Source organism: Companilactobacillus versmoldensis DSM 14857 = KCTC 3814 (assembly GCF_001434295.1).
Taxonomy (GTDB): Bacteria; Bacillota; Bacilli; order Lactobacillales; family Lactobacillaceae; genus Companilactobacillus; species Companilactobacillus versmoldensis.
This window is the reverse complement of sequence record NZ_AZFA01000002.1, coordinates 128,374-143,924: the sequence shown is the minus strand read 5'-3', so window position 1 is coordinate 143,924 and position 15,551 is coordinate 128,374. Positions and strand designations below refer to the sequence as shown.

Here is a 15,551-nt window from a genome sequence, read left to right as displayed (position 1 = left end):
ATGATTTTAATGATGGGGGGAACGACTGAAAGCCTTCAGATCGCCGATTTTTTAGAAAAAGAGCACGTAGATTTTATTATTTCCGTCGTCTCAAAGTATGGTGCTGATTTAGCTTTACAACATCATTCGCAAGTCCTTCAAGCAGCGATGGATCAGCAACAATTGCAAAACTATATTAATAATAATCAAATCGGGCTGATCCTCGATGCGACCCATCCATTTGCTAAGATTGCCTCACAGAATGCAATGGAGGCAGCCAAAGCATGTCAGATCAATTATTTACGGTTTGAACGCAAAAATGTTTATGAAAATGATGACAATATTATTTTGTTGGACAATCTAGAACAAGTTTGTGACCGACTCGCAAAAACGACTGGCAATGTATATTTGACCACTGGTAGCAATACAGTCGGCCAGTATGTCGATCGTTTAGGTGTTGACCGGATCCATGTGCGCGTTTTGCCTGTGACACGGGTGATGGAAAAGTTAACTAAGCTAGGTATACCGGCTGATCGAGTGGATGGAATTCGTGGACCCTTCGAGAAAGCGCTTAATATTCAACTACTGAAGCATGCAGATGCAACTGCTTTAGTCACCAAGGAAAGTGGCAAACAGGGTGGTATCAACGAGAAGATCGAGGCTTGTCAAGATTTGAACATACCTTGCTATATCATTAAACGTCCTAAATTAGATTATCCTCATGAAGTTGATAATTTGACTGATCTGAAAACGGAGATGGAGGAACTGGCATGAGCAATGGATTAGTTTCATTAGTCGGCGCGGGTCCAGGAGATCCAGAACTGTTGACTGTCAAAGCTAAAAGAAGGTTGAGTTCGGCTGACGTCGTCATGTTTGATCGACTAGTCGATCCGGCTATTTTGTCTACTACTAGACCAGATGCCAAATTGGTCAACGTTGGTAAGATGCCACACCATCATCGGGTCAAACAGACTGAGATCAATAAAATGTTAGTCGACTATGCTTTGAACGAAGAAAACGTCGTTCGTTTAAAGGCTGGTGATCCTTACGTTTTAGGACGTGGTGGCGAAGAGGCCCAATTTTTGCAAGCCAACGGGATCGAATTTGAAGTTATTCCCGGATTGACCAGTGCCATCAGTGGCTTAGCTGCTGCTGGTATCCCGGTGACACATCGAGATTTTGCCTCCAGTTTTCACGTTATCTCGGCCCATTTAAAAAAAGAAAATGGCAGTTTAGATTGGGAAAATATTGCCCATCAAGAAGGCACGTTGATTTTTTTGATGGGAATGGAAAACCTTCAACTGATTGTTGAAGAATTGACTAATTTTGGTAAAGATATCCACACGCCAGTAGCTATCGTTCAATGGGCGACCCAATGGCGTCAGCAAGAATTGATCGGTGACTTAGACAACATCTTAGCTAAGGCAGCAGAGTCTACGATTGCTTCACCGAGCATCATCGCGGTGGGAGATGTCGTTAAGCTGCATGACCAGCTACAACAAGTCAAGCCATTATCTGGGCAGCGTATCTTGATTGCTGATAATAAATCGCAGAAGTTGATTGATTCGTTACGAGATCACGGAGCAAGTGTAGTAACTTACCGGCGCAGTATTCAAAAAACTCAGCAAATTGATTTGACTAAGTTACTAGATTTTAAGCAAATTTGTTTTGAAGATGCCACTAATTATCAAATGTTTCTCAAACAATTAGTCAATTCAGGCCAAGATATTCGAGAATTAGCTGATAAACAAATTTTGACTGCTAACACTCGAGTACAGAATCACCTGTTCGGATTGGGCATCAAATCTAAATTGTTAGAAGATTACGACGTAACAAGTTTACTGGCATTCGTCGGACGAAACAAACCTGACAAGCTACCTGAAGAAAACTTTTTCCCAAATTATTATCGATCAGTTGTCAGTAATGAGAATTTAGATTTGACTGGGATTTCCCAACTGGTGTTTATCAGTTCGAATGCGGTCGATGATTTGGTCGACAGTACAATGGTAGGAAAAAAATCTCAACTGCAAAATATCCCTTGTTTGGCAATGGGGGAAATGGTGCAAAAGTTGCTGATTCAAAAAGGCTTTACTCAGATTAAATTGCTTAAACCTAAATCAAGTGAAGTCATCAAATTTTTATTAGAGGAGAATGAACAAAATGTCTAAAACGGCTATTTTAGTTGTTAGTTTTGGGACGACCTATCCTGATACACGAAAAAAGACTATCAATGCAACTGAAAATGCGATTGCCAAACAGTTTCCGGAAGCAGATGTTTTTGAAGCCTTTACTTCCAAAATTGTTTTGAAACGGATACTCGAGAAGGAACATTTGGATATTGATACTCCGATCAAGGCTATCGAGAAGATCAGGTCGTTAGGATATCAACAAGTCTTTGTGCAGTCACTTCACATAATACCTGGACATGAATATGATTTAGTTGTTAAATCACTATCTCCATACGCTCAAGACTTTGAGAAGTTTGTGATTGGGAAACCATTATTGACTAGTTTAGTTGATTATCGTGACGTTAAGAATTTCTTGATCAACTTTAAAACTACAGCCGACGATGAAGCAATTTTATTCATGGGTCATGGGACAGCGACTGACGTTGCTTTCACTGCATATGGCTGTTTAGATCATATGTTGATGGGGAGCGGTAAGTATCTAGGAACAGTCGAAAGTTGGCCAGATTTGAAACTTGAGATCAAGCGGATGAAACAGGCTGGCGTCAAGAAAGTTCAGCTTTATCCGTTCATGCTGGTCGCAGGTAATCATGCTAATCAGGATATGGCTTCTGACGATAAGAATTCTTGGAATTCGATCCTTCAACGAGAAGGTTTCACAACGACGACTCACGTAGTTGGTCTTGGGGAATCAGAATTTATCCAGAAACAATTCGTTAAACATTTAAGAGCTGCGATAAGGAGTGTCGTTCATGAGTAAATTATTTGGGATTGGGGTCGGACCTGGTGACAGTGAGTTGATCACAGTTAAAGCGGTCAATATCATCAAAAATTTGAATGTTATTTATACACCGATTGCCCACAATGGCATGAAGAGTACCGCTTTTAAGATTGCGGAACCATATTTGCAATCGAAGACCGAGATCAAGGAACGCCATTTTCCAATGACTCGTAATGTTGAAGAACGTCAAAAGAGTTGGCAAAAAATCTCCAAAGAGGTCATCGAAGATGTCACAAAAGGCCAAAATGTCGGTTTTCTAACTTTAGGTGACCCTTCGGTATATAGTACCTTTAGTTATATTCAAAAAATCGTTGAAAAAGAGATCGAAGTTGAAATCATCGCTGGAATATCATCGTTCTCGCAAATTGCCGCAACTTTGAAAGAACCATTGATGTTAGATGATCAAAGTTTGACAGTCGTACCAGCCACTAAGGATATCGACGAGATCAAAAAATTCATCATCGACAACGACAATTTAGTCTTGATGAAAATCTCCAGTAAGTTTCCTGAGATCTATCAGTTCTTAAAAGAGCAGCAACTATTATCAAAGGCAGCAATCATTTCGAATGCATCGATGACCAATGAAGTAATTACTTATGCTCAGGACTTAGATGAAACGTCGAAAATCCCTTATTTTTCAACAATGATTATTAAAAAATAATCGGTGAATATCTAAAAAATGAATTTTTATAAACTTTAGTTATGCGTTTTCATTTTCTAGTGGTTTTCCTCAAATGACCTAGTATTTTTGGTTTTGATAAATTAATGTGAATAAGTGTTCAGTTAATCACAAAATTAGGGGGAAAACATGAAAAGATTATTTTCAAGAATTAAAGAATTATCTCAGGATCTAACTGTTCAATGTATGTTGATCATGGCAGTTGGTTTTGCAATTGCCCCTGGGACAGTATATGCCATGCATATCATGGAAGGTATGCTGCCACCAAAATGGTGTATTTTTTGGTATGTTTTAAGTGCACCATTTTTCATATATGGACTTTATAGATTGAAAAAAATTACACAAGATAGTCATGAAAAGAACACAAAATTAATGTTTGCCCTCTGTGGAGCTTATGTTTTTGTCTTATCATCGCTGAAGCTACCATCAGTAACAGGTTCATCTTCACATCCGACTGGTGTCGGCCTAGGAACGGTTATGTTCGGACCCGGTGTCTTAGTTATCATGGGTGTCATTGTTTTACTATTTCAAGCTTTGTTACTAGCTCATGGTGGTTTAACCACTTTGGGTGCTAATGCATTTTCAATGACGATCGTTGGTCCGATAATCGGTTGGTTAGTTTTAATTATTTGTAAAAAATTACACGTTAATAAAAAAATCTCTATTTTTCTTTGTGCCTTCTTTGCTGATTTGGTTACTTATGTGACAACTGCTTGTCAATTGGCAGTGGTCTTTCCAGATCCTAATCATGGCGTATTTGGTGCCTGGGTCAAGTTCATGGGTATCTATGCGGTAACTCAAGTACCACTAGCTATTGCCGAAGGATTACTAACAGTTATTGTTTACAACTTGATCATCAGCAACAAATTGTGGAGCGAGGAGAGTGCATTGCTATATGAAAAATAAAACTCAGAATATTATTTTGATTGTTTTGATATTTATTTTGATTGGTGGTCCATTAGTTTTATCACACGGTGAATTTGGTGGTAGCGATGATCAAGGTACGCAACAAATAACTAAAAATGATCCTGGATATAAGGTTTGGGCCAAACCATTATGGACTCCACCATCCGGTGAGATTGAAACTTTATTATTCACTTTGCAAGGAAGCTTAGGGACTGGGATTATCACCTATATTTTTGGTTATCAACGTGGTAAAAATAAGCAAAAAAAGCAAGCGGAGACAGCTGCCAAGACTTCCGCTAAGAAGCAAACAGCCTAATGCTAGTCATCGATAAATATGCTTATGAGAATAAACTTGCTAAATTAGGTGCTTGGTGGAAAATTATTTTCTTCATCGTTGGTCTGACCGGAGCTTTTCAGCCATTGATTTGGTTGAAAGTTTTCACGATGATCGTTGTCGCTGGTTTAACAATCAATATCACCCAAGTTTCAGTTCATCGCTATTTGAAATGGTTTTATCCAATCTTGCCATTTTTGCTTTTGAGCGTGGTCGGAATTATTTTGACCGCTTCAAGTGATCCATCGGTCATGTACTGGTCGCTCAAGTTGGGCTCGATTTACTTTGGAGTTTCCAAAGTGACCTTAGTCCAAGGATTAGTCCTTGGACTTCAAGCAATGACGGCAATCGTTTGTACTTATTTTCTGGCCTTATCGACACCATTTCAGCAATTAATGAGCGTCTTGTTACAGATCCATTTACCAAAATTATTTGTTGAGCAAACGATGCTGATTTACCGCTTCATTTTTATTTTTCTCGACGAATGTATCAAGATTTACCACGCCCAGCAAATGCGGCTAGGCTATTCCGGCTTTAAAAATTCACTCGAGTCGATCTCAATTTTGTTAAAAATGCTCTTCATGCAAGTAATGATCAGATACGAACAACTGCAAGATAGTCTTGAAATGAAACTATTTGACGGCAACTTTAACCTGAAATGAGGTGATCTCAGTGATCAAATTAGAACATGTAAATTTTGGATATGACAGTCAAAGTCAGCAATTGCATGACATTAACATTGATTTTGGAAAATTTGGTTATTCAATTGGTCTGGTTGGTCCTAATGGTTCCGGAAAATCCACTTTATTGAAAAATATCGTTGGCCTTGAAAAACCTACTTCTGGGAAAATTTATTTTGGCGATAAGGCAATCAAGTATGATAATCGTAGTCTTCGCAAACTTCGGACGCAGTTGGGGATGGTCTTTCAAAATTCGGATAATCAAATTTTTTACCCGAATGTGAAAGAGGACGTAGCCTTTGTCTTGCGTAATTTGAAGTTAGACGAAAGAGAAATCGAAAAACGGCTTGATTGGGTCTTTAAAAGTTTAGGTATTGAGGACTTGCAAGATCGACCTGTTCAATATTTAAGCGGTGGCCAAAAGAAACGTGTTGCCATTGCTGGTGTTTTAGTAATGAGGCCTTCATGGATCTTGATGGATGAACCAACTGCTGGATTAGATTTTGATGGTAAAGAACGCATGAAAAATTTGATCAAGCAACTCATCTCAGATGGTATCCAATTAGTTATTTCCAGTCATGACATGAACTTCATGTATGAAGTATGCGATTATTTTTATGTTCTGAGTGATGGTAAAATTATTACCGAAGGAAAAAAGGAACAGGTTTTTGAAGATGATCAAGCAATTCGCCAAGCCAAGCTTGAAGTGCCATACATCGTTCGTCTCCATCGGGAGATAGGATTACCACTTTATAATGACGAAGAGCAATTATTTGCTGATCAAAAGTTGAGGGACTTTGTTTCAGAATATGGAGAATAGTTATGACTGCAAAATCAATTATGTTTCAAGGAACAGCATCCGACTCCGGTAAAAGCTGGATGGTTGCTGCTCTTTGCCGTTTTTTAGCTGATAGAAATGAACGTGTTGTTCCTTTTAAATCGCAAAATATGGCTTTAAATTCTTATATTACGGCCGATGGTCAAGAAATGGGACGTGCCCAAGTGTTTCAAGCTGAAGCAGCAGGGATTTTACCAGATGTACGGATGAATCCAATTTTATTAAAACCATCGACTGACAGTGATTCACAAGTTATCGTCAATGGCAAAGTTATTGGCGATATGAGTGCAGCAGAATATCAAGAATATAAACCCCAATTACGAGGCGATATTACTGACATTTATCAAAGTTTAGCTGACGAATATGATGACGTTATTTTGGAAGGAGCCGGGAGCCCGGCTGAGATCAATTTAAATGACCGCGATATGGTCAATATGGGGATGGCAGATATAGCCGATTCTCCTGTCATTTTGGTTGCTGACATTGATAAGGGTGGAGTTTTTGCCTCGATTTATGGAACTATCAAGCTTTTGCCACGTCGCCATCAAGAGCGGATCAAAGGTATCATCATCAATAAATTCCGTGGTGATATCTCTTTGCTCCAAAGCGGTAACGATATGATCGAAGCTTTGACTGGTGTCCCAGTTTTAGGTGTCATGCCTTACAGTAAGGTCCAGATCGATGATGAGGACTCTGTAGCCTTGACTCGGAAAAATAAAGTCATGGATGTTTCTAAGGATCTTGATATCGTAGTTGTCGTTTTACCAAAGATATCTAATTTCACTGATTTCAATAGTTTAGCCATGCACCCAGATGTTTCTGTCAGATACGCTACAAGTCCTAATGAGTTAGGAACTCCAGATTTGGTCATTATTCCCGGCAGTAAGAATACCAATGAGGATCTAGCCTTCTTAAAAGAATCCAAATTCGATATGGCAATTAAAGCCCTACATAGTCGTGGGACATTTATTTTTGGTGTCTGTGGTGGTTACCAGATCTTAGGTAAGAAGTTGATCGATGCCAACGAAGTTGAATCAGATATCAAAGAACAAGAAGGGTTAGGACTGTTGTCGACAACGACGTATTACGAAGATACCAAGACAACTAATCAGTCAAAAGCCATGATTGGTCAGCAAGAAGTTGATGGTTATGAGATCCATATGGGTAAAACTATTTTGGACGAAGGTACGCAACCACTAGCTCGGATCATTGAAACTAATGGAAACGTTGCTGATCATTTAGACGGTGCTATCAGTCATAACAAAAAGGTCTATGGAACGTACTTACACGGAATTTTTGATAATCCTGAGTGGACGAGACGTTATTTGAATCGGATCCGTAGCAGTAAAGGATTAGGACCTTTGAAAAATGTCGTTGGTTCCTTGAAAGACTTTAAAGAAACTCAATATGACGAACTCTGTAAAGAATTTCAAGAAAACGTTGATGTCGACCAGATCTTAAAAATTATGGATGAATCTCAAAAGGTGGAATAAAGATGTATCCAATTATGGTAGATCTGACCAATAGACCAGTAACTATAGTTGGTGGTGGTCAGGTAGCTTTTCGAAAATATCAAAAATTGCTGGCTGAAAATGCCAAAATCACAATCATCAGTCCAAGTATCAATGAACGGATCAATCTTAATAAAGTTAATTGGATCAAAGCAAAGTATTCAAAAGATCTCTTAGCTGATGCCGATCTAGTTTTAGCTTGTACCAATGATAAAAAAGTCAATGAACAAGTCTATCAAGCAGCTTATCCTCATCAATTAGTCAACAATACCAGTGACAAATATAATTCAGATTTTTACAATGTTGCGACCTTTAAATACGATGGCTATGTTTATTCGATCTCAAGTTTAGGCAAAGATCCTTTTGCCACTAAGAAAAAGCGCCAAGCCTTGCAAAATTGGCTGGATAAATAATTAAGAAAGAATTGGTAGTGTAAAAATGTTTATAGTTTGTGTGGGAATAGATTTTAGAACAATGCCAATTGAACTACGAGAGCAGATCAATTTTGACAAAGAAGAAATAGCTGAAGCTCATCAAGCACTTTTTGGCGAAAAGAGTATCCTTGAAGATGTGATCTTGTCAACTTGTGAACGGACCGAGATTTATGCCGTAGTTGACCAGGTCCACACCAGTCGCTATTACATCAAGCGTTTTTTGGCAAATTGGTTTGAATTTGATATGGATCAGTTGGCTGATTATTTGACACTCAGGACTGGCGAAGTAGCTGTTCGCCATCTCTTCGAAGTTGCCTGTGGGATCGATTCACCAGATATCGGAGAAGCTCAGATCTTGGGACAAGTTAAGCATGCCTTTTTTACCGCTCAAGATAACAAGACTACTGGAGTTTTGTTCAATCATCTTTTTCAACAGGTGATCACTTTTGCTAAGTGGACTCACGCAGAATACAAAATCAACGAACACGCTGAAACATCCACACAAGCTGGTATTCATCAAATAAAGGCTAGTTTTTCTGACCTTTCTGATAAGACATTGACTGTCATTGGAGCTGGTACAATGGGTCAACAAGCACTCTTGAACACATCAACGATGGGCTTTAAGAAAGTCTATATAGTCAATCGGACAGTCTCACGAGCTGAAAAAGTCGTTAATGATATGCATCTAACTGCTGAGGTTAAACCTTTAGACAGTTTGCCTGAAGTGTTGGACGATTCAGATGCTGTTATATCAGCCGTTTCAGTTAAAAAACCGCTTTATAGTGAAGACTGGGTCAGAGAACATGACCAGGAATTTGACCAGATGGTTTTTGTTGACTTGGGTGTGCCTAGAAACTTGAGTAATTTTCAAAAAATCAGTAATTGTCAATATTTTGATATGGATGGTTTGACTGAGATCGTTGGTCATAATAATCACGAAAAGCTGCAATTAATCGATAAAGTGAAGAAACAGATTCCAAATGAGATCGAAGATTATTTCTTGTGGCAAAAACAGTTGAATGTTGTACCAATGATCAGAAAGTTACGTGAACAAGCTGTTGATATTCAATCAAATGTTTATGACAGTCTACTCAATAAATTGCCAGAATTAAATGATCATCAACAAAAAGTTATCCGCAAACATATGAAAAGTATTATCAATCAAATGTTGAAAGAACCGATCAAAGAGATCAAGGAACTTTCGACCAATGATGAAGCAGATAAATATTTAGATGTTTTGAAAACAATTTTTAAACTTGAAGTATGAGGGGGGACATCTTGGAAAAAACCATTAAAGTCGGCACGCGTAAAAGTAAATTAGCCGTTTGCCAGACTGAATTAGCGATTCAAATGCTTCAGGAAAAATATCCCGATAAGCAGTTTGAACTTTGTTATATCACTACTGAAGGTGACACTAATCACTCCACTGATATCAAAATGATTGGTGGAAAGGGTTTATTCGTCAAAGAAATTGAACAGTCGCTACTGGATGGGAAAATCGATATTGCTGTCCATAGTTTAAAAGACCTCTTGCCACAAACGCCAACTGGCCTTGTTTTGTCTGGGATACCAAAGAGGGCTTCAGCCTTTGATTGCTTGATCACAGTTAAACCGCTGAATGATCTAGCAGATCTTCCCAAGGGAGCTAAGATCGGTACCAGCAGTATCCGTCGGACAGCCCAGTTGCATCATTTAAGACCTGACATTGAAGTTGTACCGATCAGAGGTAATTTAGATACACGGATCAGAAAAATTGCTGACTTGAATTTGTTCGGTATCATGGTCGCCGAATCCGGATTGAAACGTCTCAATGCTGATACTGGTGATTATTACCGTTTTAGTTTAAGTGATCAGATCTTGCCAGCATCCGGACAAGGGGCTCTTGCTTTAGAGAGTCGAGCTGATGATGATTATATCAATGGAATTATTCATTCGATCGACGATCAGGATACTAGAGTCTCCGTCAGACTTGAACTTCAATTGTTGGCTGCCTTCGGCGGAAGTTGTAATTTCCCAGTAGGAAGTTATGCCCATGTCGATGGTTCAACGGTGACTTTGCATGCCATGATCTCATCTTATGATGGGCAGGATTGGTATGAAAAGACTGTTAGCCAAGCAGTTGATTCGGCTGGTAATTTGGGGAATGAGGTTGCTTCGCAATTGTTGAATGCCGGAGCAAATAAAATTATTGAAGAAATAGAAGGAAGTAATACTAATGATTAAATTTGATCGTCACCGTCGTCTTAGAACTAGCGCTGCTATGCGTGATCTAGTGAGAGAGACACATGTTTTGAAAACTGATTTGATTCAACCAGTCTTTATTGAAGATGGATTGAATGGTAAGACTGAGATCAAGTCGATGCCAGGTGTTTACCACTTTGGTATGGATACCATTTTAGAAGAAATCAAGGAAATTGTTGATGACGGGATCAAAGCCATCATTTTGTTTGGTTTGCCTAAGGATGAAGACAAAGATGATGTTGGAACGGGTGCCTGGAGTGATGATGGTATCGTTCAACAAGCTACTCGTCTGATCAAGAAAAATTATCCGGATTTGATTGTTATTGCTGACTGCTGTATGTGTGAATATACTTCAACTGGTCACTGTGGAATTGTGCGTGATGGTTATGTTCAAAATGATGAATCTTTAGAGTACATTTCTAAAACTGCTGTTAGCCAAGCTAAAGCCGGTGCAGATATCATTGCACCATCTAATGCGATGGACGGTTACGTAGCTGCTATTCGTGAGGGTCTTGATAATGAAAAATTAGTCAATGTGCCGATCATGTCTTATGCAGTTAAATATGCTTCAAGTTTCTATGGCCCATTCCGTGACGCTGCTAATTCATCACCTAAATTTGGTGACAGAAAGACTTATCAAATGGATCCTGCTAATCGTTTGGATGCCATGAGAGAAACAATCAGTGATGAAAATGAAGGTGCTGATTTTGTCATGGTCAAACCTTCGATGGCCTTTTTGGATGTCATGCGCGATGTTAAGAACCAAACCACTTTACCACTAGTTGCTTATAACGTTTCTGGTGAATATTCCATGGTCAAAGTCGCAGCTCAAAATGGTTGGATCGATGAAACAAAAGTCGTTTATGAAACGCTGACAAGTATGAAACGTGCCGGTGCAGATTTGATCATCACATACTTTGCGAAAGACTTTGCTAACTATTTAGATAATCAGAAATAATTTTGGGGGATAATAATGATTAGTTTTGAAAAATCGATTGCTGCATATAAAGAAGCAGTCAAATTAATGCCTGGTGGTGTCAACAGTCCAGTTAGAGCTTATAAAAATGTTGATATGACACCGATCTTCATCGAACGAGGCAAAAATCAAAATCTCTATGATATTGATGGTAATGCCTACATCGATTATGTCCTATCTTGGGGACCACTGATCTTAGGACATGCTGACGATGAAGTTATCAAAGCCTTAAAAGATACGATCGACAAGGGGACCAGTTTTGGTGCCCCAACCTTACTTGAAAATAAAATTGCTGAATTAGTTCAAAAATTTGTCCCATCCATGGAAATGATGCGGATGGTCTCTTCTGGGACTGAAGCAACTATGAGTGCCGTACGTTTGGCTCGTGGCTATACAAAACGCGATAAGATCGTCAAATTCATCGGTTGCTATCATGGTCATTCAGACTCTCTATTAGTCGATGCAGGTTCAGGCTTAGCCACCTTTGATATCAACACATCACCTGGTGTGCCAAAGAATGTTGCCTTAGAAACATTGACAGTTCCATACAATGATGAAGCAGCAATCACTGATTTGTTCAAACGTCACGGTGATGAGATTGCCGGGGTCATTGTTGAACCTGTAGCTGGAAATATGGGCTTTGTCCCCGCTAAAAAATCTTTCTTACAAACTTTACGTGATTTAACGACTAAATATGGTTCAGTTTTGATCTTTGATGAGGTTATGAGTGGCTTCAGATGTGATATGCGTGGTGCTCAACATCTTTATGACATCAAGCCTGATCTAACTACTCTAGGAAAAGTTATCGGTGGCGGCCTACCAGTCGGTACCTTTGGTGGCAAACGTGAGATCATGAAGAATATCACTCCTGATGGTAAGGTCTATCATGCCGGGACATTGTCCGGAAATCCCCTAGCCATGATGGCTGGTATCAAGACACTTGAACAATTGAATCAAGAAACATACGATCAAATGTCAGCCAAATTGGACCGCCTATGTACAGCATTACAAGCTGCTGCCGATAAGAATGGCGTTACATTCACGATTCGTCATCGCGGAACAATGTGGGGCTACTTCTTTAATAAAGGACCAGTTGAAAACTTTGCTGACGTTCAAAAATCCGATAAAGATTACTTCACTAGATTTTTCCAATATGTCATCCAACGAGGCATTTATTTAGCACCATCACCATATGAAACAAGTTTTATTTCAACTAAGCACACAGACGCCGATATCGACAAGACAATCGAAGTCTTCAGTGACGCCTTCGCCAATGTTGAAAAATAGGAGAGAGTATGGACAACAATAGTCATCAATTTCGAGATTTAACAATTACTCCAATCAGTCAGACAGAAGACTTGGTAGTTAGTTGTGACGTCAGTGCTGGTTTTGGAGACCGTAAATATGATTTAGTTAAATGTTCACCAGAGATATCAGTGTCTCTGACTTTACGGACTGCCATGCTTGAACTGATCAGTTATGGCGCGACTCCGATCAATGTGATCGATACATTGAGCGTGGAATATGACCCAACCGGATTAAAAGTCATTGCACAAATGAAAAGTGATCTTAAAGAAATGGGGTATTCGAATGTCCCGATCAACGGCAGCACTGAAGACAATCTCAATACGGAAATGACCACTGTTGGTATTACTGTGATCGGGCGTAGTCCCAAAAAAGTTGATTTGACGAATGAAAGATCAGACTTGGCAATTTTTCAATTAGGTGTACCTTACATGGGCCAAGCCGTCTTGGATAATTTCTCGAAAATTTTTTCCGTCAAACAAGTGATTGAACTGCGAAAAGATCCACTTGTTTCTGACATGATCCCGGTCGGCTCCAAGGGTGTTAGTTATGAACTTGGGGTCCTTGCTAAAACACATAATTTGAATTTAGAGCTGTCTCAACAAATAGATGACTTGGAGATCAAACAGACAGCCGGACCATCGACAGTATTATTGGTTGCTGTTGAAAATTCAATGAAACATCAATTTTTACAAAAATATCCTGATTTAAAATGGATAGCACGATTAGGGAAGTAAGCTATGGAACATTTAATTATGGTCACTGGTGGTTCACGCAGTGGAAAATCAGAATTTGCCGAGAATTTATATTCGCGCGACCAGTCCGTTTGTTACATCGCTACGGGGATGGTCGATCGTTCGGATGCTGAAATGACGGACCGCATCAACAAACATCAACAAAGACGATCGAGCCAATGGTCAACTGAGGAAAGATATCAGGACTTAGCTGGTTTTTTGAATCGTTCATCAGACCAATATTTTCTTTTGGATGATGCGACGAATATGATTACCAATTTATTCTTTGATTGGGTCAATCATCAGATCAAAGATACTGACCAGTCTTTTGATCAATTCGTCGAGCAGATGACTAGTTCACAGATAGATGAAGTCACTAGTTTGATCATTCAACAGTGGAGCCATTTATTGGCAGTGGCCAGCCGACGAGAAAAGAAACTGGTCATCGTGACTAATGAAGTTGGTTTGGGTATCGTCCCAGCTACCAAGTTGTCGCGGGTCTTACGTGATATTTATGGTTCGGCCAATAAATTGATCGCACACCGCAGTGACCAAGTTTGGTTCGTAATTAGCGGTATCTCACAAAAAATTAAGTAGAAGGTGTCAATGTGATAACGTCAATGATTTTATATGGACAATTTTTTACAAGAGTCCCGATCCCGATACCGATCGATAAGCCACAAGAGAAGTTCAATCAAGGTATTCAGTATTTGACGTTGTTCGGATTGCTATTAGGAGCTATCGAAGCTTTGTGCTTTTATGGCTTGAGTTTCCTTTTTCCAACCTGGCTTTGTTGGATCTTCTTATTGGTCATCGATGGGATGATCACCGGGGGTTTTCATTTGGATGCCTTAGCTGATACAGCCGATGGTCTGTTCAGTTCACGTGATAAAGATAAAATGTATCAGATCATGAAAGATAGTCGCCTCGGTACTATGGGTGCTTTAGCGCTGATTTATTATTATGTTTTAATGATTGGGACAACTTTTTATGTCAGCAGTCATTTGTCGCTTTGGACTAACGTCTTCTTGGCAGCAATCACTATCATGAATACTAAAACTGGTGTCGCCTTGGTCTTTTTACGGATCACCAATTCACAAAAAGAAAAGGGATTGTTGAAAAGCTGGGGTCAGATTGAACCTTGGCGTGCCATCATCAGCCAAGTGGTTTCCATCATCGTCATCTTTTTAGGTGTTGGTTACCGTGGATTGATTGCCTATCTAGCGGCAGCATTGTTCGTGCTGGTATATAAAAAATGGATCAATCATCAATTAGGTGGCTTTACTGGTGATACACTAGGTGCATATGCCAGTATTTGCCAAGTCGTCTTTTTGATCGTTTTTGCGGCTGTGGTCAAATTATGAGATTATTTTTAGCTCGCCACGGGCAGACCCAGTTAAACGTCGAAAGAAAGTTTTATGGCTCAAATGACTGTGTTTTAAATTCGACTGGTGAAAAACAGGCAAAGGAGCTAGCGGCAGCTTTTGCAGGGCACCATCTCAAGTTTGACGCTGTTTACTGCAGTGGCTTGTATCGGACCTACCAGACAGCTTTTGCCTGCGTTAAAGATACTCTGACTATCAAAAAAATGCCTGGATTAGATGAAAAAGGCTTTGGTAAGTGGGAAGCTTTAGATGCTGACGAAATTCAAGCTCAATATCCAGTCGAATGGCAAAAATGGTTAGATCAGCCTTTTGATTACGTGCCACCAGAAGCTGAAGGTTATTATCCGTTTGCACAGCGAGTTCAAACGGCAATCGACAAGATTATTCAAACTGGTGAGTTTAAGCATCAAGAAAACATCCTAGTAGTTGCTCATTTGGGCACCTTAAGAGTGGTCGATCAATATTTATTGCATGATTCACAGACTTTTTGGGATATTCATTTTGATGCTGGTACTTATACGGAATTTATTAGTGATGATCAAGATGATTTTCATTTAGAAAAGAGAAATGTCAGGTGATAGC

18 protein-coding genes are annotated in these 15,551 nt (G+C 39.4%); all 18 read left to right on the top strand.

Annotated features, from left to right (window positions below; translation table 11 throughout):
• Entirely contained in the window at positions 1–753 is a 753-nt protein-coding gene (gene cobK, locus FC27_RS02010; RefSeq protein ID WP_010624068.1) for a precorrin-6A reductase, read from the top strand.
• Positions 750–2,147 carry a uroporphyrinogen-III C-methyltransferase gene (gene cobA, locus FC27_RS02005; protein WP_010624067.1) on the top strand — a complete coding sequence of 466 codons (1,398 nt, stop codon included), beginning with the start codon at positions 750–752 and terminating at the stop codon, positions 2,145–2,147. The genes cobK and cobA overlap by 4 nt, the downstream gene beginning before the upstream one ends.
• Entirely contained in the window at positions 2,140–2,925 is a 786-nt protein-coding gene (locus FC27_RS02000; protein WP_010624066.1) for a sirohydrochlorin cobaltochelatase, read from the top strand. The genes cobA and FC27_RS02000 overlap by 8 nt, the downstream gene beginning before the upstream one ends.
• Positions 2,918–3,607 carry a cobalt-factor II C(20)-methyltransferase gene (locus FC27_RS01995; RefSeq protein WP_010624065.1) on the top strand — a complete coding sequence of 230 codons (690 nt, stop codon included), beginning with the start codon at positions 2,918–2,920 and terminating at the stop codon, positions 3,605–3,607. The genes FC27_RS02000 and FC27_RS01995 overlap by 8 nt, the downstream gene beginning before the upstream one ends.
• Before the next feature lie 147 nt (positions 3,608–3,754).
• The gene (locus tag FC27_RS01990) at positions 3,755–4,531 is read left to right on the top strand and encodes an energy-coupling factor ABC transporter permease (RefSeq protein WP_010624064.1); all 777 of its coding nucleotides are present in this window, start codon (positions 3,755–3,757) and stop codon (positions 4,529–4,531) included.
• A complete protein-coding gene (locus tag FC27_RS01985) occupies positions 4,521–4,847 on the top strand; it encodes an energy-coupling factor ABC transporter substrate-binding protein (RefSeq protein ID WP_010624063.1) in 327 nt (108 codons plus the stop codon). The genes FC27_RS01990 and FC27_RS01985 overlap by 11 nt, the downstream gene beginning before the upstream one ends.
• Positions 4,847–5,527, top strand: a complete 681-nt coding sequence (gene cbiQ / locus FC27_RS01980) for a cobalt ECF transporter T component CbiQ (protein ID WP_010624062.1) — start codon at positions 4,847–4,849, stop codon at positions 5,525–5,527. Before FC27_RS01985 ends, cbiQ begins: the two co-directional genes overlap by 1 nt.
• Positions 5,528–5,537: 10 nt before the next feature.
• Positions 5,538–6,365 (top strand): energy-coupling factor ABC transporter ATP-binding protein, encoded by an 828-nt coding sequence (locus FC27_RS01975; RefSeq protein ID WP_010624061.1) that lies wholly within the window; start codon positions 5,538–5,540, stop codon positions 6,363–6,365.
• 2 nt (positions 6,366–6,367) lie between these two features.
• On the top strand, positions 6,368–7,876 hold the full coding sequence (locus FC27_RS01970) for a cobyric acid synthase (protein WP_010624060.1): 1,509 nt from the start codon (positions 6,368–6,370) through the stop codon (positions 7,874–7,876).
• Positions 7,877–7,878: 2 nt separating this feature from the next.
• Positions 7,879–8,307, top strand: coding sequence for a precorrin-2 dehydrogenase/sirohydrochlorin ferrochelatase family protein (locus tag FC27_RS01965; RefSeq protein WP_010624059.1), 429 nt, complete (start codon positions 7,879–7,881; stop codon positions 8,305–8,307).
• Positions 8,308–8,332: 25 nt separating this feature from the next.
• The gene (gene hemA / locus FC27_RS01960) at positions 8,333–9,595 is read left to right on the top strand and encodes a glutamyl-tRNA reductase (RefSeq protein WP_029508135.1); all 1,263 of its coding nucleotides are present in this window, start codon (positions 8,333–8,335) and stop codon (positions 9,593–9,595) included.
• Between the two features lie 11 nt (positions 9,596–9,606).
• A complete protein-coding gene (gene hemC / locus FC27_RS01955) occupies positions 9,607–10,551 on the top strand; it encodes a hydroxymethylbilane synthase (RefSeq protein WP_056938061.1) in 945 nt (314 codons plus the stop codon).
• On the top strand, positions 10,544–11,527 hold the full coding sequence (gene hemB, locus FC27_RS01950; RefSeq protein WP_010624056.1) for a porphobilinogen synthase: 984 nt from the start codon (positions 10,544–10,546) through the stop codon (positions 11,525–11,527). Before hemC ends, hemB begins: the two co-directional genes overlap by 8 nt.
• Before the next feature lie 15 nt (positions 11,528–11,542).
• The gene (hemL, locus tag FC27_RS01945) at positions 11,543–12,832 is read left to right on the top strand and encodes a glutamate-1-semialdehyde 2,1-aminomutase (RefSeq protein ID WP_056938060.1); all 1,290 of its coding nucleotides are present in this window, start codon (positions 11,543–11,545) and stop codon (positions 12,830–12,832) included.
• A gap of 8 nt (positions 12,833–12,840) precedes the next feature.
• Positions 12,841–13,587 carry a hypothetical protein gene (locus tag FC27_RS01940; protein ID WP_010624054.1) on the top strand — a complete coding sequence of 249 codons (747 nt, stop codon included), beginning with the start codon at positions 12,841–12,843 and terminating at the stop codon, positions 13,585–13,587.
• Positions 13,588–13,590: 3 nt separating this feature from the next.
• On the top strand, positions 13,591–14,181 hold the full coding sequence (gene cobU / locus FC27_RS01935) for a bifunctional adenosylcobinamide kinase/adenosylcobinamide-phosphate guanylyltransferase (RefSeq protein ID WP_010624053.1): 591 nt from the start codon (positions 13,591–13,593) through the stop codon (positions 14,179–14,181).
• A 23-nt stretch (positions 14,182–14,204) separates the two neighbouring features.
• The gene (cobS, locus tag FC27_RS01930; protein WP_010624052.1) at positions 14,205–14,948 is read left to right on the top strand and encodes an adenosylcobinamide-GDP ribazoletransferase; all 744 of its coding nucleotides are present in this window, start codon (positions 14,205–14,207) and stop codon (positions 14,946–14,948) included.
• Positions 14,945–15,547, top strand: coding sequence for a histidine phosphatase family protein (locus FC27_RS01925; RefSeq protein ID WP_010624051.1), 603 nt, complete (start codon positions 14,945–14,947; stop codon positions 15,545–15,547). Before cobS ends, FC27_RS01925 begins: the two co-directional genes overlap by 4 nt.
• Positions 15,548–15,551: the final 4 nt, after the last annotated feature.